The organism is Helicobacter sp. 11-8110 (assembly GCF_003288905.1).
GTDB classification, from domain to species: Bacteria; Campylobacterota; Campylobacteria; order Campylobacterales; family Helicobacteraceae; genus Helicobacter_D; species Helicobacter_D colisuis.
Genome location: NZ_NHYL01000005.1, coordinates 96337 through 118251, shown reverse-complemented (window position 1 = coordinate 118251; position 21915 = coordinate 96337). Strand labels below are relative to the sequence as shown.

Below are 21915 nucleotides of genomic sequence, written 5' to 3'. Positions count from 1 at the left end.
AATGTATATAAAGCCAAAAGAACACTTTTTTTATTTCAAAAAAGGAAGTGGAATTATAGCAGCATAAGCTTAAGGGAAGATTAAAATAAAAGGGATTGATCAAATTTTTGAAAATAAGGGTTGAATTATTATAGATAAATAGATATAAATAGATATAAATAGATATAAATAGATATAAATAGATATAAATAGTGGATACATATATGGATATGTTTATGTAAATACTTTAGTATAAATATAGACTACCCTCAAATACTTTAAGGCAAGACTTCAAAATTTATTTTAAAAATATTACAATAATGTATTTAAAATTGAAAGTTCTTTAATGCAAAAATTAAGTAATGAACAAATTGGTATTTTATGGATTGTTGGTGCGAGTATTGCTTATGGGATTATGCCTGTGTGGAGTGTGGTGTCTCAAAATAATGGAATCTCAACTGATTTTATTTTATTTTTTCGCTTCCTTTGTAGCGCCTTTTTGTTATTTTTATGGGCGCTTTATAAGCACATCTCTCTTAAGCTTACAAAATTGCAATATTTGCAATTTTTCTTCCTTGGCGGCATTTTATATATTATTCAGTCTTTTGCCTATCTTGATTCTTTACGCTATATTCCTGCTTCGCTTTCTGTGCTTATTTATCATATTTATCCTATTATTGTCGCTCTTATTGCCCTCATCTTTTTGAGACAAAAACTACAAACCAAAACACTCTTTTCACTCTTTTTGTGTTTTGCAGGATTAGCAATCATACTTCAGCCTCCAAAAGATCTCCAGCTTAGCGTTTATGGTGTGATTTTATCGCTTATTGGTGCATTATTTTATGGGCTCTATGTTGTTTTTAGCAAATCCTATACCAGCAATCTTTCCTCTGTTGTTTGCAGTTTTTATATTTGTCTCTTTGCCGCCTTGATGATTCTTGGTTTTATGATTCCAAATCCACCACAATTCAACAGCTTTAACCCCACTGGAATCTTTGCTCTTCTTGGACTTACCTTTGTCTCCACGCTTTTTCCTATGATAGCATATTTCCTTGGAATGCCAAGAATTAATGTAACTAAAACAGCGATTTTAGGTATGATAGAGCCTCTTGTGGGGGTTTTGCTTTCTTTGTGGCTTTTGGGAGAAAATCTTAGCTTATTACAATATTTTGGAGGGTTTTTGATTCTCTTTGGTTCTTTAGTTCTTTTTATTAAGCGTTAGAGCAATAAGCTCTCTCCACTTTTTTAAAACTACTTCTTCTCCAAATTTTTCATAAATCACTTGCGTATTTTTGGCAAATTCTTGCCTTTTAGCAAGCATTACTTCAAAGCTTTTTAATAGGGCATTTTTATCACCCATTTTAACCAAGATTCCATTTTTGCCATCACTTATAATCTCGCTAGGTCCATAAGGGCAATCATAGCTAATCACAGGCACTCCACACATTAAAGATTCAATTAAAACATTACTTAAACCTTCCCTATGGCTAGTTAAGGCAAAAAATTCTGCATTTTGATAGGCACTATAAAGATTTTCAACTTTCCCTAAAAAAACAATTTTTGCCCCTAGATTCCGGGCTTGTTTTTCTAAAGAATCACGACACTTTCCATCACCTGCTAAAAGCAGTGAAAATTGAGGATTTTTTTTAGAGAATTGTCCAAAAACTTCTAATAACTCTTCAAAATGCTTTGTTTCTATCATTCGCCCTGCACTCAAAATATAGGGCTTATGGGCGATAAAATCTTGCCAATCTGCTTCTATAGTTTTATGGATAACAACTGGATTAGGCATCACGCTAACATTTTTTAAAAATCCATAATGCTTTGAATCTTTTTGAGTAAGCGTGGTGATATGATCTGCTAATGGATACACCCTTTGGCGCAAAAACTTCCAAATCTTAAGATGATCTAAACTCGCATAAATACTATGCTCTGTTGCAATCACTGGAATCTTGTTTGCTCTAGCAGCTAAAATCGCCAAAATGTTAGTCTGATGAATAAAACTAATCACCAAATCCGCCTTATGCTCCCTAAAACAACGCTTAAGCCTAAAAATACGCTCTATATTCCCAAGCATTCCACGCATTTTTGTTGCAATCACCACCACTTCTATGCGTTCATCTACGCTAAAAAAGCGATCTTTATCGCTCCACAATATTAAAATAATTCGATAAGAATCAATTAAAGCATTTGCTAAAAAACTCGCCACTTTCTCAGCCCCACCCATTCTAAGTGAAGATACCACCAAGGCAAGAGTTGGCTTATTGTCCGTGTGCATTATGATTAAACTCCACTACAATTTCTTTTAATTTTGCTATCACTTCTTGCGTTTCTAAAAGCTCACTAATATCTTGATTAAGCTTATTAATATCATAACTTGTAGGGCGAGCTACTTGAATTGAAGGGTATTTTGTCTTACCCTCACTCTCACCAATCAAAAGCTCCTCATAAAGCTTCTCTCCCGGTCGCAATCCGCTAAAGACAATCTCTATTTCCTCTTCTTTGCCATAGAGTTTTAGCATATTTTTAGCTAAATCCACAATTTTAACAGGCTCTCCCATATCCAAGATAAAAATCTCTCCACCCCTAGCAATTGCAGAAGCCTGTAAAACAAGGCGACACGCTTCAGGAATAAGCATAAAATATCGCGTGATTTCTGGATGAGTTACAGTAATTGGTCCTCCACTTTGAATCTGTGCTTTAAACTTTGGCACCACTGAACCGCTACTTCCAAGCACATTTCCAAACCGCACCGCCACAATTTCACTTTGTTTTGAATCAACATTTTGTGCATATAGCTCGACAACTCGCTTGGTTGCACCCATTACATTTGTGGGGCGCACTGCCTTGTCTGTGGAGATAATCACAATTTTAGGGACTTTTGATTCTATAGCAGAATCAATCACATTTTTACTCCCTAAAATATTATTTTCAATGGCGCTTTTTTGATTATATTCACAAAGTGGAACATGCTTATAAGCTGCAGCATGCATGACAATATCAGGCTTTTCTTCTTGCATAAGCTCCAAAAGCCGATCTTTTTCCAAGATTGAAAACATCACCGCACGCAATAAATTTTTTTTGTCATTTTTAGAGAAAATTTTTCTTGTTAGCTCCTCTGTAATTACATAAAGATTGTATTCACTATGATCTAGCAAAACTAATCGCTTCGCCCCAAACTCCACGCACTGCCGCACAATCTCACTACCGATGCTTCCACCTGCCCCTGTAATTAGAATTGTTTTATTAGCAATAAACTCTCCAATGACTTCTTTATCCAAATCCTTACTAGGTCGCGAGAGTAAATCCTCAATTGAAATATCTTCTAGTGGCTTGTCTTCTTTGAGCATTGAGGCAATTTTAATCTCTTCAATCCCTATTTGTGTTAATTCATTAAAAAGTTTCTCTAAAGGTGGCTTAGCATAAGGCTTGGTTAGAATCACACTTTTAATCTTATGCTTCTCCAAAAGTTCTTTTAGGGCTGCTTTGGGATAGACTTTGAGATTTGAAATATAATTACCTTGTTCCTTTTTATCTTCATCAATAATCGCCAAGGGATAAAAGGGAATTTCACTATTAAGGGCACTTTTAATGAGTGTAGCTGCTTGTGTATTAGCTCCAAAAATCAAAGCAGGTTTAGGAGAGTTTTTGGGAGAATTCTCCAAATAAATTCGTTTAGAGATTCTAATCCCTCCAATCAAAATCCCAGAAATTACAAAGTCAATTACTACCACACTCAAAGGAAATTTATCAAAAAATCCAAAAAAGAATAAAAGCGTAAAGATTCCATAAGCCAAAATATGTGCATAAATAATTTTTAAAGCTTCGCTTAGTCCAAAAAATCGCCATGGCACTAAGTAAATTTTAAAAACCCACAAAGCACTAATTTTTAAGACAATCAAAGCCAAAAAGGCAAGAATCACTCCGTCGTTAAACTCCAATGGCACCTGAAAGCTAAAACGCAAATCATATGATAAAACCAAAGTAAAATATGAAACAATAATATCAATCACCAAAAAAAATAGGATTCTCTTGAGATTGCTTGGACGAAAAATAGCAGACTTTATCACTTAAAGACTCTTTAAATAATCCAAAATATAGCCCGATACCTCATCAATCTCTCTGCGCTCTAAGGCTCCACCGCTAGGCAAACAAATTCCATTATTAAAGAGACTTTGAGAAGTGCCATCACAAAAACTTATAGAATCTCTAAATAAAGGCTGTAAATGCATAGGCTTCCACAATGGACGCGATTCAATGCCTTTGTTAGCTAAAATCCCTACAAGATCCATTACATTGACTTTCTTCTCTTTAAATCTCAAAGTGCTTAGCCAACGATTTCCCCTTGAATCAGGAATCTCAGGCATAAATTCTACAAATTCACTAGAGAGATTTTCTTGATACCAATCAAAAATTTTTCGCCTTTTAGCAACCTTGTCTTCTATCTCTTCTAGCTGTCCTACGCCAATTGCTGCGCAAATATTGCTAAGGCGGTAATTATAACCATAGTCTAAATGCTCATAATAAGGCAGATTCTCTCTTGCTTGAGTGGAATAATACCTTGCCTTTTGCATTTGGTTTGAATCTTTGCCTAGCAGCATTCCCCCACCACTTGTTGTAATAATTTTATTACCATTAAAAGACAATGCGCCAAACTTTCCAAAAGTTCCAGTATGTTGTCCTTTATAAAATGCCCCTAAAGATTCCGCAGCATCCTCAATCAATAAAACCCCATATTCTTTACAAATTTCTACAATTTCAGAAATCTTAGCACACTGCCCATAAAGATGTGTCAAAATCAAGGCTTTTGGCTTTATTTTTAAGCCCTCTAGTGCTTCTCTTAGAAGTTTAGGGGAGAGATTCCACGAAGAATCACTATCAATAAAAACCGGTGTTGCCCCTTGATACAAAATAGGCACAATCGAACCTATAAAAGTAAAAGTGCTTGCCAAAACCAAATCACCTTTAGTGATTCCTGCCACTCTTAAAGCCAAATGCAAAGCCGCTGTGCCGCTACTAAGCGCAAGCGTGTTAGGACTTTTAGTATAGTCTTGCATTGCCAATTCAAAGGAATTGACAAATTCCCCTAATGGTGCAATATAATTGCTCTTAAAAGCTTCATCAACATACTTTTGCTCATTTTTTCCCATTTGTGGTGGGGACAAAAAGATTCTAAAACTCATTGTAACTCCTTTTTTGCTGGATTTCCTACAACCTTTTTAAAGGATTGAATATCATTAATTACAACGCTTCCTGCTCCAATCATACAACCATCGCCCACACTTCTACCCTCAATCACAACGCTTCCTGCCCCAATATGTGAATCTTTTCCGATTCTAACACCACCACAAAGTGCGCTTTTGGGGGCTAGATGAGAAAATTCTCCCACCTTACAATCGTGCTCCACCACACAACCTGTGTTTAAAATCACACCTGTTTCTATCATGCTCTCTGCATTCACCACTACATTTGGCATCACCACACAAGCCTCACTTATTTTAGCACTTTTAGAAATAATTGCACTTGAATGAATAAGGCTTGGAATCTCAAAACCCTGCTGTTTAAAAACTTCAAAAAAGGCTCTTCTTGCTTGACAATTCCCAATAGCTAATGTAATCTTAATTTCTTTTTGCAAACCCAACATTAAAAATTCTTTAGGGGAGATAGCATTTTTATTTGCCAAAATTTTGCCTTGTGGAGAATCATCAATGACAAAAGCAATTTCGCCCCCACATGCCAAAATAATATCAGCAATCACTCTCCCATGCCCACCAGCACCAACAATTGCAAATCTCACCATTCAAAGCCTTTTTTGCTTCCTTTTTTTTAAAAACCTTAAAAAATATTGCCATAGCAATTTGATTTTCCAAAACAAGAATTCTACCCAAAGAATCACAAAAAAATCTTTATAAATTTTATATAATTATCATAATCTCTCTTATGCGATTTTGTCGTAAGAACAAAACTCATCTTTTAAGAATCTAAAATAACTACTTTTTTTGAATTTTACTTTTATTTTGTTAGAATCCGCTTTTAGCAATTTTCAACAAGAAAGGTTAAACTTGCGAATTGAAAAAATCCAAGAAGATATTTATATTTTACGAGGAAAATTAAAAGATATTAGCGATTATCAAGATATAAAATTGCTCTTAGAAAAAATACGAAAAGCCCAAATAAACGAAATCTCTTTTGGCATTCCACACGCAAAAGATATTAGTCTTTATATTTTAGGATATTGGCTAAAACTTGCCAAAGACGATGGCTTTAAATTTCATTTTTACATTTCTGATGATCTTTTGTATGAGCGCTTTTTATACTTAGGGTTGCATGAATTTTTTGAGGTTATTAATGGAGAAATGGAATAATATTTATAATGCTTTTAATCCTATTGCATTCAATCTTTTTGGTATTAGTGTGCATTGGTATGGGATAATGTATGTTTTAGCTTTACTTGTGGCACTTGGTGTGGCAAAATGGATTGCCAAAAAAGATTCTTATCCTATTTCAAGTGCGCTTTTGGAAAGTTATTTTTTATGGGTAGAAATTGGTGTTATTTTAGGTGCTAGACTTGGATATATTATCTTTTATGATCCTTTTAGCGCTTATTATCTCACTCACCCTTGGCAAATTTTCAATCCCTTAGATAAAGATGGAAATTTTGTTGGGATTCGCGGAATGAGCTATCATGGGGCAGTCATTGGCTTTTTAATTGCCTCTTTAATCTTTGCAAGAATTAAAAAAGTTAATTTTTGGCTTTTTATGGATTTAGCTGGACTTAGTATTCCTTTAGGCTATGTATTTGGCAGAATCGGAAACTTTCTTAATCAAGAGCTAATTGGCAGAGAAACTTCAAGCGCTTTGGGGATTTATGTAGATGGAATCTTGCGCCACCCAAGTCAGCTTTATGAAGCCTTTTTGGAGGGTATTGTTGTTTTTACAATTCTCTTTTTGTGGAGAAAAAAGGCGCGTTTTATAGGACAGATTGGAATCTTATATGGCGTGCTTTATTCACTTATGCGCTTTGTCGCAGAATTCTTTAGAGAGCCTGATTCACAGCTTGGCTTTGTAGCTTTTAATTGGCTAACACAAGGGCAATTTCTCTCATTAATTATCGGTATTTTTTGCTTTGCCCTACTCTTTAAACCTAAGGAAAAAAATGGCTAATCTTTCTTTACAAAATATCTCCAAACAATACGACTATAAGCCCATTTTAAGTGATGTTTCCCTTAGTGTGCAAGAGGGAGAGAGAATGGCTATTGTAGGCAAAAATGGTGCAGGGAAATCAACACTACTTAAGATTCTTAGTGGGGAAGTAGAAGCCGATGAGGGAAGCCGAATCTTCCAAGGCAATTTAGAAATTAAGCATTTAATCCAAAAGCCTGTTTTTCAAGAGGGGCAGAGTGTCAAGGAAGTTATTTTGCATTCTTTAGAAGAGCTCACACAGGCTAGAAAAAGGCTAGATGAAATCGCTCAAAAACTCCAAAATCACCCCGATGATGAATCGCTCATCAAAGAACATTCTCTTTTAAGTAATTTTATTGATCATCACAATGCTTGGGATTTAGACAATAAAATCAATCAGATTCTAGAAACTTTTGCCCTCAAAGAGCTTCAAGGCAACTTTGCTAATCTCTTAAGTGGTGGAGAGCAAAAACGAGTGGCTTTAGCTTGTTTGCTACTAAGAAAGCCCGATATTTTACTGCTTGATGAGCCTACAAACCATCTTGATGTTGAAATGGTAGAATTTTTAGAAGATTTACTCTTAAGAGAAAAATGGACGCTTATTTTTATTAGCCACGATCGGTATTTTATTGATAGAATTGCCACACGCGTTATAGAAGTAGAAGACTGCAAGATTCGAAGTTTCAAAGGTGGTTATGGAGACTATCTAAAAGCCAAAGAAGAACTCCTAAAAAGCCTTGCTAAAAGCCATGAAACGCTACTTAAGCACTTAAAAGCAGAAGAAGAATGGTTGGCGCGTGGAGTGAGGGCAAGAGTTAAACGCAATGAAGGCAGAAAAGAGCGCATCATGCAAATGCGACAAACCGCCAAAAACAATCCCTCCATTATCCGAAAAATGACTTTAGAGTTAGAACGCGAAAAAAAACATTTCAATCAAGAAGAAGGGGTGAATCGCAAAAAAATGTTGTTTGATTTACAAAATATTTCCTTTAGTCTTGACAAAAAACTGCTCATCAAAGACTTCTCAACGCGCATTTTACAACGCGATAAAATAGCCATTGTAGGCAAAAATGGTGCAGGTAAATCAACGCTTTTAAAATTAATGCTAGGTCGCTTAAAGCCTCAAAAAGGGAAAATAGAATGTGGAGAAGTGCGAATAGGATATTTTGATCAACACAGAGAAATGCTGGATGATTCTAAGGATTTGCTAGAAACCTTTTGCCCTTTTGGCGGAGATAGAATCGATGTCAAAGGAAAAAATATGCATGTCTTTGGCTATCTTAAAAACTTCCTTTTTCCTAAGGAATTCCTAGACAAAAAAATCGGCACTCTAAGCGGTGGAGAGAAAAATCGTGTTGCCTTAGCCTTGCTTTTTACCAAGGAATATGATTGCTTGATTTTAGATGAGCCCACTAATGATTTGGATATTCCCACCATTAACATCTTAGAAGAATACTTGCAAAGCTTTGATGGAGCGATTATTTTTGTGAGCCACGATCGGTATTTTGTGGATAAAATTGCCAAAAAACTACTTGTTTTTAAAGGTAATGGAAATATTGAAGAAACCCACAAAAACTTTAGCGAATACCTTGAAATAGAAAAGGAACTTAAAGATTATCAAATTTTTGAAAACTCTTTGCAGGTTTCAAAAGATAAGCCTAAAGCCGAAAAACAAAAGACAAAGCTTTCTTATCATCAAATGCGCCTTTTAGAGATTCTGCCCCAAGAAATTGAAGAGCTTGAATGCCAAATTAAAGAGCTTGAATCCAAGCTTTATTCAAACACTCTAAGCACAGCTGAACTCCAAGAAGCCTCTTTGGAGCTCCAATCCAAACAAGCCCTTTGCGAAGAAAAAACTTTGCAATATTTTGAATTAGAAGAACAGCGTGAAAACCTCTAATCTCCAGTCTTTTTCAGAATTTATGCAAGAATGGCTTTATGGAGAAAAAGGCTATTATCAAAACCATAGAGTTGGAAAAGAAGGGGATTTTTACACTAGCGTGAGTGTGAGTTTCTTTTTTGGCTATTGCATTGCTAATTTTATTAAAAATTTTCTAAGTCAATCGCTTAAACTCTTGCCCAATAAAATCGCCATTGTAGAAATAGGTGCTGATAGGGGGTATCTAATTAGTGATATTGCAAATTTTCTAGCACATTTTACACTTTTTGAAAAACTTCATTTTTGCACAATTGAGCCACTTAAAAATCTCCAAAATACTCAAAAATCAACCTTTGCAAAATCCCAAAATACTCCCCTAATCACTTTTAATTCTTTGCAAGAATTGCAAAAATGCGGTTATGATTTTATCTTTTTTGTAAGCAATGAACTTTTTGATTCCTTTGCTTGTGAGCTATTTTTTAAGGGCGAAATGGCATACATACAAAATAATTCACTCATTTTCAAACCCGCCCCAGAAATTATTTTACAAACCGCTCAAACAATGAATATAGAAATCGGTGAGATTCCACCCAAATTGCCTGAATTTATAGACTCACTTAGCTTATGTGCAAAATCTTTTGCATTTTTAACTTTTGATTATGGGAATCTCCACCCACGCAATGCTTTTTCACTGCGACTTTATCATAACCACACCACAGATAATTTCTTCTCAAATCCCACTTCAAAAGCCTATCAAGCCCATCTTTTAGAATCTTTTGGAAAAAGTGATTTGACTTATGAAGTTAATTTTTCTTACCTTAAAACACTTTTTTCAAAAATAGGTGCAAAGGAAATTTTCTTTGGCAGACAAAATAAAATCCTTGTGGATATGGGATTAGATCAAGTTGGCGAGTGGTATATTCAAAACTTTGGTTTAGAATCTTTTATGCGCCTCTCACCAAAAATCCGCACACTCATAGATCCAGAAATCCTTGGAGAGAGATTTTTGGGAATCTTATTTGCTAGAATCTAAAACAAAGGAGTAAAAATGAAACTTTTGATACTTCAAAGCCTAATTATTTCCGCTTTTTTAAGTGGTTGTCTTTATCGCAATGAATGTGGATATTCTAATTCTTATTGGGATGAAAAGGGCTATTATTATGATTCACAAGGGAATTATGTGGAGACCTGCCCGGATAATCTCATCTACAAAGATGGCAAACAACCCCAAATGAGAGAAGAAGTTTTTTAATGCAAAGCCTAAAAGAAATCCAAGCAAAGCGCAATTTAGCATTAACCCACAAACACATTGCACCTTTATTTGAATCCCTAAACTCCTTGCAAAGCCTTCCCCAAAATGAGCTAGGAAATGCTACTTTTAGCTTTGATGATTTTATTGATCTCTCTTTGCCCAATCTCACAGAATCTTCACTCCACCACATTACAGAAGTAGCCAAAACCCTTATTCCTTGGAGAAAAGGACCTTTTAAGATTAATTCTTTGGAGATTCTTAGCGAGTGGAATAGTGCCATTAAATACAATATTCTAGAGCCTCATCTAAATTTACAAAATAAAATCATAGGGGATATTGGTTGTAATAATGGCTATTATATGTTTAGAATGCTTAAAGAAAATCCCCAAAAAATCATCGGCTTAGATCCTATGCCCTTATGCAAATTACAATTTGATTTTATGCAGTTTTTTATCCAAGATTCAAGGCTTAATTTTGAGCTTTTAGGCATTGAGGATTTGCCTTTTTTAGATATTAACTTTGATATTTTACTTTGTCTTGGAGTGCTTTATCATCGCAAAAGCCCCATCGATTCTATTAAAACCATCTACAATTCCCTAAAACAAGGTGGGGAAGCAATTTTTGATAGCATTATTTTAGAAGGGGATGAGGAAATCGCCCTTTGCCCACGCAACAAACGCTATGCCAAAATGCCCAATGTCTATTTTATCCCTACCTTAAAAACTTTTATAAACTGGCTAGAATTTTGTGGTTTTAAAGAAATCACGCATATTGCGACCCTAAAAACAGGCATCGATGAACAAAGAAAAACTCCTTGGAGTAATGCAGAGAGTTTGGAGGATTTTCTAACCCCCGATAAGACAAAAACCATAGAAGGCTATCCTGCCCCACAAAGAGCTTATCTCAAAGCAAAAAAATAGTTCAAATCATAGCTATAAGTGCTACATTTGACACACTCCACCCACAATAACATCAATTTTATCATATAAAATAAATATAGAAAAGTTATTTATAATGCCATTTTTTTATATGACAAAAAATACCATTAAAAGCTATTGACAATATAAAAGCCCAATTAAGGTAATTTAAAACCTATTGTTCAATAGAATTTAAATCTTTTGCTTATATAAAGCCTATCTCCTCTTCCTGATATATTAGAAATGAGAGTTTTTGGGCTATGGTTTTTGGATTTACATCTTAGCACCTTTTGCATTACGCTTTACCATCAAACCCATCAAGCGCTACCCCTCCCCTACTCTACACAAAATTAAACACCCACAAAACAGCCAATCACCTTCACATAAAAATAATTTCTAAAATATATGCTATAATCTCCATATTCAATCTAAAAAAAAGGATCGTTCTATGAAAAAAATCTTATCTATTTCTGCTTTTGTTGCTCTATTTAGCTGTCCCCTTTTGGCTGAGCCGTATGCCTTAGATCCAAACAATTCTCAAGTAAATTTTGAAATTTCTCATCTCAAACTCACCAAAGTAGATGGAAAATTTGATAAATTCAGTGCCAATATTGACTATGATGCAGCTAAAAAAGTCCTAAATTTGCTAGAAGGTAGCGTTGAAATTGCCTCTGTTGATACAGCTAATGCCAAACGCGATGAACATTTAAACGCTGCAGATATTTTTGATTCTAAAAAATATCCAAATATGACTTTTAAAATGACTAAGTTTGAAACAGGTAAAATTTATGGGGATTTAACCATCAAAGGCATCACAAAGCCTATCGTGCTTCAAAGCACAGAAACACTTAATGGCACAACCTTACAAATCAAAGCTAATGCAACAATCAAGCGTTCTGATTTTGATGTGGTATGGGAATCTAATCTTAAAGATAGCCTAGTAGGCGATGAAGTTAAAATCCTACTCACGCTCACTGCTAATCCACAATAACTTTAGAGTTTTCTCTAAAGTTATCTCTGCTTTAGAATCTACTTTATAAATCTGCTTTAATACCTTTGTGTTATAATCTTAAAAAAATCCCTTAACCATTAGGAAAAGCTATGAATATCATTTTTGGACCTATTACTTCAAGAAGGTTTGGAGAATCGCTAGGTGTAGATCTCTCGCCCCAAACCAAACAATGCAATTATGACTGCCTCTACTGCGAACTAGAGGGCAAAAAAGCTCAAGATTCTATGCAAAATATCTTAGAAGTTGATACAATCCTAACTGCCATAAAAGAAGCTCTAAATAAATTTAAAAATATCCAATCCCTAACCATTACTGCAAATGGAGAGCCCACACTCTACCCTAATTTATACGAATTAATGCTACGACTAGAAGACATAAAAGGCGACACGCAAACCCTATTATTAACCAATGGCTCTTTACTTTGGGATTTAAGTGTTTCTAAGGCTTGTTTGCTATTTGATAAAGTCAAATTCTCTCTTGATGCCATCTCTCCTGAAGTCTTTAAAAAAATCGATAGACCCATTAAAAATATTTCCCTAGAGCAAATCTTGCAAGGAATCTACCAATTTAGCTCCGACTTTAGCGGAGAACTTTATGCAGAAATTCTTTTTGTCAAAGGCGTGAATGATGATTTAAAAGAAGTGCAAAAAATGGCAAGATTCCTAGCACCAATGCGACTAAAAAGACTAGATATAGGCAGCATTGATAGACCACCTGCTTACAAAGTTAATCCTATTTCACAAGAATTACTAGAAAACTTTGAAATGATTTTTAAAAGCTATGGCATACCTGTGTTTTTACCCAAGAGAATCACAAGCTCCAAAAAAGACAATTTAGAACTTTCAAAAGAAGAGATTCTAAAAACCCTAGCCCTACGCCCTATGAGCAAAGCAGACATACAAAGCCTGTGGAGTAAAACAAGCATTCAAAGACTTTTAGAATTACAGCAAGAAGGGATTATTTTGTTAAAAAGTATTAATGGCATAGAATTTTTTGCTATCAAATAATACCTAAAGCGTAAAAATATATTGTTTAAAAAACATAATCAAAACAATCTCCAAAGCTAACAAAGCAACAATAATCAAAAGCCATTTGGGGTGATTTAAAATGCTAAAAAATCTCCCCCAACCAAAATAATGCAAGGTTAGAAAAAATACAAAAAAACCACTAATACTTCCTGCTATTGCCAAACCAACCGCGCCATAAAACTGCATTAACATAAGCGAACAAATTGTCCCAACACCCAAAGAAAATGCTGTGATTTTTGCTGCCAGAGCTTGTTTGTTTTGCGAATAAAGCCATAAAGAAAAGATTCTAGAAAGCCCAAAAGGTAAAAGCCCAAACATATAAGCGCTAAAAACTGCTGCTGTCTCTAGCGTATCCTCACGCCCAAACTGCCCCCTCTCAAACAAAAGCCAAATAATTTCATTTTGTAACAAAACCCCACCAATCACACAAGCCCCAAGCAAAAAACACAAAAGCCAAAAAGAGCGAGAAAGCTCCTTTAGGGCTTTTAGCTCTTGCTTTTCTTTGAGATATTTAGCAACCAAGGGAAAAAGCGCCGTGGAAGTTGCAATCGCAAAAATAGCTAAGGGAAGCTGAAAGATTCTGTTTGCATAATACAAATACGAAATCGCCCCACTTGTCAAAAAAGATGCCAAAAGCGTATCAATAAAGGAAGCTAGTTGTGCGCTAGAACTCCCAATCATTGCAGGAAAAAATTGTTTATAAAAAGATTTCACACTTGCATTTACCGCTTCTTTTTTGCTCTCTAATTCCTTAAAACCAACGCACAAAAGCCTAAAAAACTTCAATCTCCACATCGGATAAAAATGCAATAAAATCTGTGCCACTCCACCAGCTAAAACTCCGTAACTAAGCCACAAAACCGCCTCATAAGCAGGACTATTTCGCGCTAAAAACAAAGCCACAATCATTGCCAAATTTAAAAGTGCCGGAGAATACGCCCACGCGGTAAAATTTCGCTTATATTGTAGCATTGCTCCCAAAAAAGTTACCACAAAAACCAAAAGTAAATACCAAAAATTAATCGCCACTAGGGGCGCTGCAAGTGTGATATTCTCATCGCTAAACCCATAAGCCAAAACCTTAGTAACTTCTTTTTGAAAGCTCCAAACTAACATTGATAAAACAAACAAGATTCCGCAAAAAACTGCAAGAATCTTTAAGGCAAATCCACCGCGGAATCGCGCTTGAAAAAAGCTAGGTAAAAAAGCTTGATTAAACGCTCCTTCCCCAAAAATTCGCCTAAAAAGATTAGGCAATTTAAAAGCCACAAAAAAAATATCGCTATAAATCCCAGCTCCCAAAATGCTAGCTGTCATCAAATCGCGAATAAATCCTAAGATTCTTGAAGCCAAGATTCCGCTACTATTAGTTAAAAAAGCCCTTAAAAACATTTGTCATTCTCTTTATGTAATCTTTTTCTTATAGGGTTTTTGATAAAATAAGGCAATATTTTTACATAAAAAGCTTTTAGAATATGTTAAAAAAAGATTTGCAAAACTCATTTAGACCCTATTATATCAATGAATGTGAGGATATTAAATTTGCTTTTAGGCAAATTGCTTCACAATCAAGTTGCAATTTAGATACGCTTGATTTTGAATTACGCGGAATCACAACCTATGTCAAAAAAACCTATGATTACTCTCCCCAATCGCTAAAAGAAAGCGAAGCCAATACTTTTTTTAACCATTACAATAATCTCTTAGAACCCAACCTTCTCATCTCTCAACGCTATTCTATTCTTGTGTTCAAAAAAGAAAAAAAAGAAACACGATTCCATATGATTACTGATAAGTTTTTCTCAAAAGCTTTTATAACATTCCGAGAAGGATTTGTGTTTAACGCACAAGAATTTGAAAATCTCTATCTCCAAATCAAGAAATTCAAAGCATGGAATCGTATTTTATTTATTAAAGAAGAAGAAGAAAAACAAGCTTTAAAAGATTTTTTAAGCATCTTAAAATATCCGCTCAAAAAAGAAGTCAATTACCTACTCTCTCAAAGCTTTGGCTACATTCCGCCAAATGAGAGCTCACTTGAATTCAAAAAAGAAGTAACTCAAAATTTCCAAACGCTTATAGCCGATGAAATCATCTGCATTTTTCATAAAGCTACCAAGGGCAAACCTGGTAGAAATATCCGCGGTGAATATATAGTCCCTGAAAATCCAAAAACACTTGATCAGCCCTGCACACTTAAATTTGACCCCAACAGCATTAAACTCAAAGAAACTCCTCTAGAGATTCGCTATCTTGCTGCAATTGGCGGGATTTTAAAATACGAAGATGATTATCTTTATATAGAAAATAGCCTAGAGACTAAGGAAGTCAATCTCAAAACAACCGGCTCACTTATTGGCAAGATTGAAAGTGGGACAGAGATTAATATTACCGAAACTGATTCACTCAAAGAAGCGCTTGGACAAGGAATGAAAGTCCAAGCCTCTAAAATCAATATCCAAGGCAATGTCGGGGCTAATGCACAAATTAACGCAAATGAAGTTTTTATTGGTGGTTTTACACATCAAGATTCAAAAATCTATGCCACAACAGCCACTATCAAAAACCACAAGGGCTATCTCCAAGCCAAAACCGCCAAAATAAAAACCCTAGAGACTGGAATCATTGAAGCCCAAAGGGTAGAAGTGGAACAAATGTATGGAGGCAAAATTTATGCAGAAGAAATCATTATCCAAACCCTGCATTCAAATGCCTTTTTATACGCCACCAAAAAAATTGAAGTTTCTCTTATGCAAAAGGGTGAAAACCGATTCTACATTGCTGCCAATTATAGCCTAGAGAACAAAGCGCTATACCAAAAGCTTTTAGACCAAAAAGATTCTTCAATTAAAGAAGCCATTTTGCTTACCAAAGAATTAAAAGTTGAAAGCCTAGAGCTGCAAAAAATCAAAAATACCGCCAATGAAATGCGAAAGATTCTAATCCATTACAAAAATACTAACACAAATCCACCAAGCTACTTACTTGCTAAATTCCAAGAATACCACGCACGAGTGATCGCACTTAAAGAAAAAAAAGCAGAAATCAACACCCTAAGCGAACTCTCCAAACAGGCTTACAATGCTTTAAATAAGCTTGATTTAGCAACCAAAGAAGGCACTATTATTGTGCAAAGTGGTTGGGTGGGATACAATGAAATCCATTATGTTTTCTATTCTCCCAAAAATGAATTTATGCTAATCCCAAAAGCTGGAGAGCCCTCAAGAGTTATTTTTAAAAATGATAAAATCCATTTAGTTTTATAGGAGACAAAATGATTATTGCCCTAGAAGGAAAAATTTTCTCCAAAGAGCCCACCAAGATAGCTATTAGTTGCGCTGGAGTTGTCTATGAAGTTTTTATCTCTCTGCAAACAAGTAACCAAATCACTCAAAACAAAGGCGATTCTATTACGCTACTTACCACACACATTATTCGCGAAGATGCACAAAATCTCTTTGGCTTTTTAGAATCTAGTGAAAAAAAACTCTTTGATACGCTCATTAAAATTAATGGCGTAGGACCCAAAGTTGCTATGGCAATTCTCTCCACCTATACACCACAAACTTTTGCTAAAGTAGTAGAAAACAATGACATTAAATCCATGCAAAGAGTGCCTGGAATTGGTCCAAAAAGTGCAGGGAGAATCCTAGTAGAACTCTCTGGCTGGTCGCTAGAGCTAAGCCAAAATGAGACAAATCACAAAGATTCAGATTATAATCAAGTTATTCTAGCCCTTGAATCGCTAGGTTATAAAAATGATATTATTCAAAAAGCCATTAAAGGTTTAGAAAAAAATGAGGTGGGGCAAATGGTTAAAGCCGCACTCAAAAAAATACAAGGTTTATAAAATGCAAAAAAAACTTCATCTTATTTCACTAGGTTGCACTAAAAATCTCGTTGATAGCGAGGTGATGCTAGGCAAACTTAGTGATTATGAAAACACACAAGAAATCAATGAAGCCGATGTGATTATTGTCAATACTTGCGGATTTATTGAAGCAGCAAAAAAAGAAAGCATTCAAACGCTACTAGAAGCCCTAGAAACAAAAAAACAAGGGGCGATTCTAGTAGCTAGTGGTTGCCTTAGCGAACGCTATGCCAAAGAACTAAAAGAGGAGATTCCTGAACTTGATATTATCACCGGCGTGGGAGATTATGACAAAATTGACAAAATGATAGAAGAACGCAAAAAGGGGGAGAGAATCCTCTCTAATGCAAAGGGAGTCTTTTTAGCCAATGAGACCAATAAGCGAATCATTAGCGGATCAAAAATACACGCTTACATCAAGCTCTCAGAGGGCTGTAATCAAAAATGCAGCTTTTGTGCTATTCCAAGCTTTAAGGGCAAATTGCATTCGCGCACACTTCAATCCACTCTAAAAGAAGTGCGCAACCTTGCCTCTGAAGGCTATAGTGATTTTACTTTTATCTCTCAAGATTCTAGCTCTTATTTGCGTGATTTAGGGATTAAAGATGGACTTGTAGAGCTTATTAGTGGCATTGAAGATCTAGCCAAAGAGGGAGTAAATATTAAAAGCGCTAGAATCCTTTATCTCTACCCTTCCACCACCTCTAAGAAGCTTATTCAAAAAATTATTGATTCGCCAATTTTTCATAATTACTTTGATATGCCACTGCAACACGCTTCCCAAAAAGTGCTTAAAACTATGGGCAGAAGTGGAGAGTTTATGGAGCTTTTAGAAATGATGCGGAAAGCACCCAATAGCTTTGTTAGAACTAGCTTTATTCTAGGACATCCCGGTGAAGGAGAAGAAGAATTTGATGAGCTTTGTCAATTAGTAGAAAATTTTTATTTTGATCGCATTAATTTCTTTGCCTACTCCAAAGAGGAAGGAACTAAAAGCGCTACAATGGAGCAAATCCCTAGTAAAACAATCCATTCAAGGCTAAAGAAAATCAACAAAATATTCACACAACAATACCAACAAAATCTAAAAAAACTAAAAGGTGCAGAAATCACAGCGCTTATTGAGGGCAAATCCAAAGAACACGAGTTTTTCTACGCAGGACGAGAGTTAAGATTTGCTCCTGAAATTGATGGGGAGATTTTAATCAACGACAAAACCATTGATGAGGAAATCACAAGCGGTTATTACAAAGTAAAAATCACTGAAATTGCAGGGGAAGACATTTTAGGTTGCGTGATTGGAAAAGCCTAAATTAGAATTTTTAGAAGAATTAAAAGATGCAAAGAATCTCCTTGCTTTTTCGGGAGGATTAGATTCAACAGCGCTTTATTTTTTGCTAAAAAGCTATGGAATTACCTTTGATGTGGCAATAGTGGATTATGGAATAAGACAGCAATCACACCTAGAAATCTCAAGGGCAAAAACACTCTGCTTTTGGGATAACAAACAATGCTACACGCTTAAAGCTCCCAAAATTAACAAAAACTTTGAAGCAAATGCAAGGGCGATTCGTTATGATTTTTTTACCTCTTTAGTCTCTCAAAATTCCTATCAAAATCTTATTTTAGCCCACCAACTCAATGATAATTTAGAATGGTTTTTAATGCAATTTTGCAAAGGAACTAGTATAGAAAATATGCAAATACCCCCCAAAAGCCTCTTTTGGAAACAAAATCAAAAAACCTGCTACATTCTCCGCCCTATGATTTTTCTACCAAGAATCACGCTTCAAATGTATTTGCAAACCCATAAAATCTTTTATTTTGAAGATTCTAGCAATGCAGATACCACTTATAAGCGAAATTATTTTAGAAAATATTTTGCCAATCCTCTCATTCAAAATTTCCAAACTGGGATTCAATTTAGCCTAGAACTCCTAGCAAAAGAGCATTCCAAGATAAATTTAGAAGATTTAGGGGGATTTTTTGTTTTTAAACACAGCGCTCTTAGTCTCTATTATATTGACAAAGCCTCCAAAAAACTAGGTTACTGCTTAAGTAAAACCCAAAAACAGCAATGCCAAACCCACTTAACCAAGCAAGAATTTTCTATCGTTTTAGGTGGCAAAATCGCTCTAGAAAAATCCCAAAATCAAATCTGTATTTTTCCCTACACACACTATAAGCTAACCAAATCCCAAAAAGAAACTTTCCGCAAAAACAAAATCCCAAAGAAATTTCGCTTCTTTTTAGCAAAAAAGGGATTGATTGATTTTACCTTATTCTAAAATTTCTATAAACCAAAAAATGCTAAAATACAATTATCAACCAAAGAAGAAAGGCAACAATGTTTGAACGAATTGATTCTCTGCTAAAAAAAATCGAGGAAGCGCAAGCTGAAATAGAATTTCTCCTAAGATTAGCTAAGATTTCTTTTGTAGATTATGTGATGATAAAGCGTGGCTCTCAAGATATGCCACCCTCGCTTGATATGTGGAATCTCCAACAAATTGACGAAGAAGTTTCTAAGCTCAAAGAAGCTATTGATAGTCTCAATAAAATCAAAAAAGAAGTGCTAACTTGGTAAGTTTTGCAATTCTTTTAATTTCTCTTTGATTGCTTCAATATGCCCTTTTACCTTGACATTTTTCCACATAAATGCAATTTTTCCTTGCGGATTAATAATAAAAGTTGATCGTATGACACCTTCATATTCTTTACCATAAAGCTTTTTTAGACCCCAAGCACCATAGGCTTTTAATACATTCTTATTAGAATCACTTAGTAATGTAAAATTCAATTTTTCTTTTTCTATAAAACTTTGATGAGATTTGACACTATCAGGACTAACTCCTAAAACAACCGCACTTAAACCATTTAATTCTAATAAGTTATCACGAAAATCACAAGCTTCTTTGGTGCAACCTGGTGTCTTATCCTTAGGATAAAAATACAAAACTACCCAACTTCCACTAAAATCCTGCAAAGAAATTTCAGTATCATCTTGATTGGGCAGACTAAAATTAGGTGCTTGAGCATTAATTGATAATTCCATGCTATTCCTTTATTTTTTTATGATTCTAGCAAATTTTATGACTAATTTGCATCGCCACCTTACAATCTTCAAAAATCTCTAATTTAGTGATGGTGATTTTATAGCTTTGAATCTGTGAAAATCGTTTTGGAATCTCTTTAGAAAAATACTCTAAAGCTTCTTCTAATAGCCCAAATTCATTCAAAAAAGCTTCTTTAAAAAACTTCCTTAACTCACGATAATCCAAAAAAGTCTCCCCTTGATTCTTAAAATAGCAAAACTCCCCTTCTAGCTTAATTTTTTGCTTCTTTTCTCTCTCAAAGGGCAAAATCCCAATCACAACCTCCAAAATCCAATCTTCTAAAAAAATTACATATTCCATATAAATTTCACCCTATATTTGGGAAAAAGCTTCAAAATATCCATCTAAAATCACCGCATTCATTGTTTTGATAATCTCTTTAAAATCGCCCTCTGGCACTACTTCATCGCGATAAATCCACAAAGTCTTTGAATCTTTTGCGCTCTTTTGGAGTTTTGCTTCAAAAAATACACGATTAGAACTCTCATCATAAGAAAAATCTAACACATACAGCTTTAGAGAATCTCTTAAGGGATTTCTACTTTCTACTAAATCAATACAACTTTGATAAGCTGCCTTTAACATCAAAGAATCAAGCATATTGGGTAGAGATTCTATCCATTGATTCTTTGCAAAATAGGCGACTTCATTAGAAGCCTCTTTGTAAGCAATTTTTTTAGTATTGATTTTCTCTGCAACCTCAACACCTAACCAATTATAAGTCTGAACACTCTTGCACTCTGTCTTTTTATAAGGAATTTCTAATTGATAATAACTCACAGGCAAAACCTCCTTGCCCACACAACCACTCAAAATCCCCACCAAAATCATTCCCAAAATGATATTTTTTATTTTCATTTTCATTGCATTCCTTTACTCACGAGGTCCAAGTTTCTGTTTAGTTACATCAAACAAAAAACTCCTTGGCGAATCTCTAAAATCTTCCAAAGTATCACTGCCCCCCTGCAAGACTTTTTGCAAAGCCTTGGAATTCTGCTCCAAATCAAACAACAAAGGTGTTAGAATTAATCTTAAATTATAATCTCCACGCTTTAAACCCTCATTTAATCGCGCCCTTATTTCTCCAATGTGTTTAATCTCTGCCTTAGCATCTTTTAACACCCAGTAAAGTTCATCAGAAACATCAGCAAAGTTTTGCAAACCTGCTTCAATATTTCCAAGATTCTTATCATTAAGCAATCGATTAAATCGCTCCAAACTAGTTTCTAATTGCGCCATTACATTTTCAGCCTTAGAACTCACCTGTTCAATCCAATTTTCTTTAAACCCCAAAATTGCCTTTTGCGATTGTTTAAAAGGCTCACCCTTTCCTTGAATTAGAGTTAAAAAATTACCACCTGTTAAGCCTTGTGATTGCACTGCTACTTTGCTACCTTCATTTAATACAATCTCTTTTTGAACCCACACCACAATTTCCACTTCATTTCCACTTAATTGATAATGCCTAACAAACCCAACAGGCAAACCCAAATATTTCACAGGGGTTTCTACTCTAATACCATTAGGAAGCTCTTTGTTATAAATATAATACTCATTATATTGGCTTAAATTCCTATCATATTTGCCCATCCAAAAAATAAATCCGGCTAAAGCCAACAGAACCGCGATAAAAAATACTCCAAGCAATACATAATTTAATCGTGTTTCCATTCTCTTTC

Annotated in this window: 23 protein-coding genes; 14 read left to right on the top strand and 9 right to left on the bottom strand. The window is 34.9% G+C overall.

Annotation, left to right across the window (positions count from 1 at the left end; translation table 11 throughout):
• Positions 1 to 325: 325 nt before the first annotated feature.
• Positions 326 to 1201 carry a DMT family transporter gene (locus tag CCY98_RS06120; RefSeq protein WP_112057685.1) on the top strand — a complete coding sequence of 292 codons (876 nt, stop codon included), beginning with the start codon at positions 326 to 328 and terminating at the stop codon, positions 1199 to 1201.
• Here the strand turns inward: CCY98_RS06120 and CCY98_RS06115 are convergent.
• Genes CCY98_RS06115 through CCY98_RS06100 form a run of 4 tightly spaced genes read right to left on the bottom strand, consistent with a single transcriptional unit; the run spans position 1178 to position 5779 of the window.
• Complete coding sequence (locus CCY98_RS06115; protein ID WP_112057684.1) at positions 1178 to 2257, bottom strand: glycosyltransferase; 1080 nt, start codon at positions 2255 to 2257, stop codon at positions 1178 to 1180. The two genes, CCY98_RS06120 and CCY98_RS06115, sit on opposite strands and share 24 nt — an antisense overlap.
• Positions 2241 to 4049 (bottom strand): UDP-N-acetylglucosamine 4,6-dehydratase (configuration-retaining), encoded by a 1809-nt coding sequence (pglF, locus tag CCY98_RS06110; protein ID WP_112057683.1) that lies wholly within the window; start codon positions 4047 to 4049, stop codon positions 2241 to 2243. Before pglF ends, CCY98_RS06115 begins: the two co-directional genes overlap by 17 nt.
• A complete protein-coding gene (gene pglE, locus CCY98_RS06105; RefSeq protein WP_112057682.1) occupies positions 4050 to 5162 on the bottom strand; it encodes a UDP-N-acetylbacillosamine transaminase in 1113 nt (370 codons plus the stop codon). It abuts the gene before it with no gap.
• Positions 5159 to 5779 (bottom strand): acetyltransferase, encoded by a 621-nt coding sequence (locus CCY98_RS06100; RefSeq protein ID WP_112057681.1) that lies wholly within the window; start codon positions 5777 to 5779, stop codon positions 5159 to 5161. Before CCY98_RS06100 ends, pglE begins: the two co-directional genes overlap by 4 nt.
• A gap of 262 nt (positions 5780 to 6041) precedes the next feature.
• Here CCY98_RS06100 and CCY98_RS06095 point away from each other — a divergent pair, with 262 nt between their 5' ends.
• From CCY98_RS06095 to CCY98_RS06060, 8 genes are all read left to right on the top strand, one after another.
• Positions 6042 to 6344 (top strand): hypothetical protein, encoded by a 303-nt coding sequence (locus CCY98_RS06095; RefSeq protein WP_112057680.1) that lies wholly within the window; start codon positions 6042 to 6044, stop codon positions 6342 to 6344.
• Positions 6328 to 7143, top strand: coding sequence for a prolipoprotein diacylglyceryl transferase (lgt, locus tag CCY98_RS06090; protein WP_112057679.1), 816 nt, complete (start codon positions 6328 to 6330; stop codon positions 7141 to 7143). Before CCY98_RS06095 ends, lgt begins: the two co-directional genes overlap by 17 nt.
• Positions 7136 to 9061, top strand: a complete 1926-nt coding sequence (gene abc-f / locus CCY98_RS06085) for a ribosomal protection-like ABC-F family protein (protein WP_112057678.1) — start codon at positions 7136 to 7138, stop codon at positions 9059 to 9061. Before lgt ends, abc-f begins: the two co-directional genes overlap by 8 nt.
• The gene (locus CCY98_RS06080; RefSeq protein ID WP_112057677.1) at positions 9048 to 10073 is read left to right on the top strand and encodes an SAM-dependent methyltransferase; all 1026 of its coding nucleotides are present in this window, start codon (positions 9048 to 9050) and stop codon (positions 10071 to 10073) included. Before abc-f ends, CCY98_RS06080 begins: the two co-directional genes overlap by 14 nt.
• 15 nt (positions 10074 to 10088) lie before the next feature.
• A complete protein-coding gene (locus CCY98_RS06075; protein ID WP_112057676.1) occupies positions 10089 to 10292 on the top strand; it encodes a hypothetical protein in 204 nt (67 codons plus the stop codon).
• Positions 10292 to 11212 carry a tRNA 5-methoxyuridine(34)/uridine 5-oxyacetic acid(34) synthase CmoB gene (gene cmoB, locus CCY98_RS06070; RefSeq protein WP_112057675.1) on the top strand — a complete coding sequence of 307 codons (921 nt, stop codon included), beginning with the start codon at positions 10292 to 10294 and terminating at the stop codon, positions 11210 to 11212. The genes CCY98_RS06075 and cmoB overlap by 1 nt, the downstream gene beginning before the upstream one ends.
• 445 nt (positions 11213 to 11657) lie before the next feature.
• Positions 11658 to 12200 (top strand): YceI family protein, encoded by a 543-nt coding sequence (locus CCY98_RS06065; RefSeq protein WP_112057674.1) that lies wholly within the window; start codon positions 11658 to 11660, stop codon positions 12198 to 12200.
• A gap of 110 nt (positions 12201 to 12310) precedes the next feature.
• Positions 12311 to 13228 carry a radical SAM protein gene (locus CCY98_RS06060; RefSeq protein ID WP_112057673.1) on the top strand — a complete coding sequence of 306 codons (918 nt, stop codon included), beginning with the start codon at positions 12311 to 12313 and terminating at the stop codon, positions 13226 to 13228.
• Between the two features lie 3 nt (positions 13229 to 13231).
• Here the strand turns inward: CCY98_RS06060 and murJ are convergent, their stop codons facing one another.
• Positions 13232 to 14641 carry a murein biosynthesis integral membrane protein MurJ gene (murJ, locus tag CCY98_RS06055; RefSeq protein ID WP_112057672.1) on the bottom strand — a complete coding sequence of 470 codons (1410 nt, stop codon included), beginning with the start codon at positions 14639 to 14641 and terminating at the stop codon, positions 13232 to 13234.
• 83 nt (positions 14642 to 14724) lie between these two features.
• Between murJ and CCY98_RS06050 the strand changes: the two genes are divergently transcribed.
• From CCY98_RS06050 to CCY98_RS06030, 5 genes are read left to right on the top strand one after another with little or no spacing between them, the layout of a single operon-like run.
• Positions 14725 to 16515 (top strand): FapA family protein, encoded by a 1791-nt coding sequence (locus CCY98_RS06050; RefSeq protein ID WP_112057671.1) that lies wholly within the window; start codon positions 14725 to 14727, stop codon positions 16513 to 16515.
• A gap of 8 nt (positions 16516 to 16523) precedes the next feature.
• Positions 16524 to 17099 carry a Holliday junction branch migration protein RuvA gene (ruvA, locus tag CCY98_RS06045; protein WP_112057670.1) on the top strand — a complete coding sequence of 192 codons (576 nt, stop codon included), beginning with the start codon at positions 16524 to 16526 and terminating at the stop codon, positions 17097 to 17099.
• Between the two features lies 1 nt (position 17100).
• Entirely contained in the window at positions 17101 to 18432 is a 1332-nt protein-coding gene (rimO, locus tag CCY98_RS06040) for a 30S ribosomal protein S12 methylthiotransferase RimO (RefSeq protein ID WP_112057669.1), read from the top strand.
• The gene (tilS, locus tag CCY98_RS06035; protein WP_112057668.1) at positions 18419 to 19408 is read left to right on the top strand and encodes a tRNA lysidine(34) synthetase TilS; all 990 of its coding nucleotides are present in this window, start codon (positions 18419 to 18421) and stop codon (positions 19406 to 19408) included. Before rimO ends, tilS begins: the two co-directional genes overlap by 14 nt.
• 59 nt (positions 19409 to 19467) lie before the next feature.
• Entirely contained in the window at positions 19468 to 19707 is a 240-nt protein-coding gene (locus tag CCY98_RS06030; RefSeq protein ID WP_006656210.1) for a DUF2443 domain-containing protein, read from the top strand.
• Here the strand turns inward: CCY98_RS06030 and bcp are convergent.
• Genes bcp through CCY98_RS06010 form a run of 4 tightly spaced genes read right to left on the bottom strand, consistent with a single transcriptional unit; the run spans position 19696 to position 21907 of the window.
• Positions 19696 to 20175, bottom strand: a complete 480-nt coding sequence (bcp, locus tag CCY98_RS06025; RefSeq protein ID WP_112057667.1) for a thioredoxin-dependent thiol peroxidase — start codon at positions 20173 to 20175, stop codon at positions 19696 to 19698. The two genes, CCY98_RS06030 and bcp, sit on opposite strands and share 12 nt — an antisense overlap.
• A gap of 25 nt (positions 20176 to 20200) precedes the next feature.
• A complete protein-coding gene (locus CCY98_RS06020) occupies positions 20201 to 20536 on the bottom strand; it encodes a dihydroneopterin aldolase (RefSeq protein ID WP_112057666.1) in 336 nt (111 codons plus the stop codon).
• Between the two features lie 12 nt (positions 20537 to 20548).
• Positions 20549 to 21100, bottom strand: coding sequence for an ABC-type transport auxiliary lipoprotein family protein (locus tag CCY98_RS06015; protein ID WP_112057665.1), 552 nt, complete (start codon positions 21098 to 21100; stop codon positions 20549 to 20551).
• Between the two features lie 9 nt (positions 21101 to 21109).
• A complete protein-coding gene (locus CCY98_RS06010; RefSeq protein ID WP_112057664.1) occupies positions 21110 to 21907 on the bottom strand; it encodes an MlaD family protein in 798 nt (265 codons plus the stop codon).
• Positions 21908 to 21915 lie beyond the last annotated feature (8 nt).

Bases quoted from the DNA above. Each gene is read 5' to 3' on its own strand.
- CCY98_RS06050 (WP_112057671.1), top strand. From the start codon at position 14,725: ATGTTAAAAAAAGATTTGCAAAACTCATTTAGACCCTATTATATCAAT.
- rimO (WP_112057669.1), top strand. From the start codon at position 17,101: ATGCAAAAAAAACTTCATCTTATTTCACTAGGTTGCACTAAAAATCTC.
- ruvA (WP_112057670.1), top strand. From the start codon at position 16,524: ATGATTATTGCCCTAGAAGGAAAAATTTTCTCCAAAGAGCCCACCAAG.
- CCY98_RS06065 (WP_112057674.1), top strand. From the start codon at position 11,658: ATGAAAAAAATCTTATCTATTTCTGCTTTTGTTGCTCTATTTAGCTGT.
- abc-f (WP_112057678.1), top strand. From the start codon at position 7,136: ATGGCTAATCTTTCTTTACAAAATATCTCCAAACAATACGACTATAAG.
- CCY98_RS06100 (WP_112057681.1), bottom strand. From the start codon at position 5,779: ATGGTGAGATTTGCAATTGTTGGTGCTGGTGGGCATGGGAGAGTGATT.
- CCY98_RS06075 (WP_112057676.1), top strand. From the start codon at position 10,089: ATGAAACTTTTGATACTTCAAAGCCTAATTATTTCCGCTTTTTTAAGT.
- lgt (WP_112057679.1), top strand. From the start codon at position 6,328: ATGGAGAAATGGAATAATATTTATAATGCTTTTAATCCTATTGCATTC.
- CCY98_RS06120 (WP_112057685.1), top strand. From the start codon at position 326: ATGCAAAAATTAAGTAATGAACAAATTGGTATTTTATGGATTGTTGGT.
- CCY98_RS06030 (WP_006656210.1), top strand. From the start codon at position 19,468: ATGTTTGAACGAATTGATTCTCTGCTAAAAAAAATCGAGGAAGCGCAA.
- CCY98_RS06020 (WP_112057666.1), bottom strand. From the start codon at position 20,536: ATGGAATATGTAATTTTTTTAGAAGATTGGATTTTGGAGGTTGTGATT.
- cmoB (WP_112057675.1), top strand. From the start codon at position 10,292: ATGCAAAGCCTAAAAGAAATCCAAGCAAAGCGCAATTTAGCATTAACC.
- bcp (WP_112057667.1), bottom strand. From the start codon at position 20,175: ATGGAATTATCAATTAATGCTCAAGCACCTAATTTTAGTCTGCCCAAT.
- CCY98_RS06115 (WP_112057684.1), bottom strand. From the start codon at position 2,257: ATGCACACGGACAATAAGCCAACTCTTGCCTTGGTGGTATCTTCACTT.
- CCY98_RS06015 (WP_112057665.1), bottom strand. From the start codon at position 21,100: ATGAAAATGAAAATAAAAAATATCATTTTGGGAATGATTTTGGTGGGG.
- pglE (WP_112057682.1), bottom strand. From the start codon at position 5,162: ATGAGTTTTAGAATCTTTTTGTCCCCACCACAAATGGGAAAAAATGAG.
- CCY98_RS06060 (WP_112057673.1), top strand. From the start codon at position 12,311: ATGAATATCATTTTTGGACCTATTACTTCAAGAAGGTTTGGAGAATCG.
- CCY98_RS06010 (WP_112057664.1), bottom strand. From the start codon at position 21,907: ATGGAAACACGATTAAATTATGTATTGCTTGGAGTATTTTTTATCGCG.
- murJ (WP_112057672.1), bottom strand. From the start codon at position 14,641: ATGTTTTTAAGGGCTTTTTTAACTAATAGTAGCGGAATCTTGGCTTCA.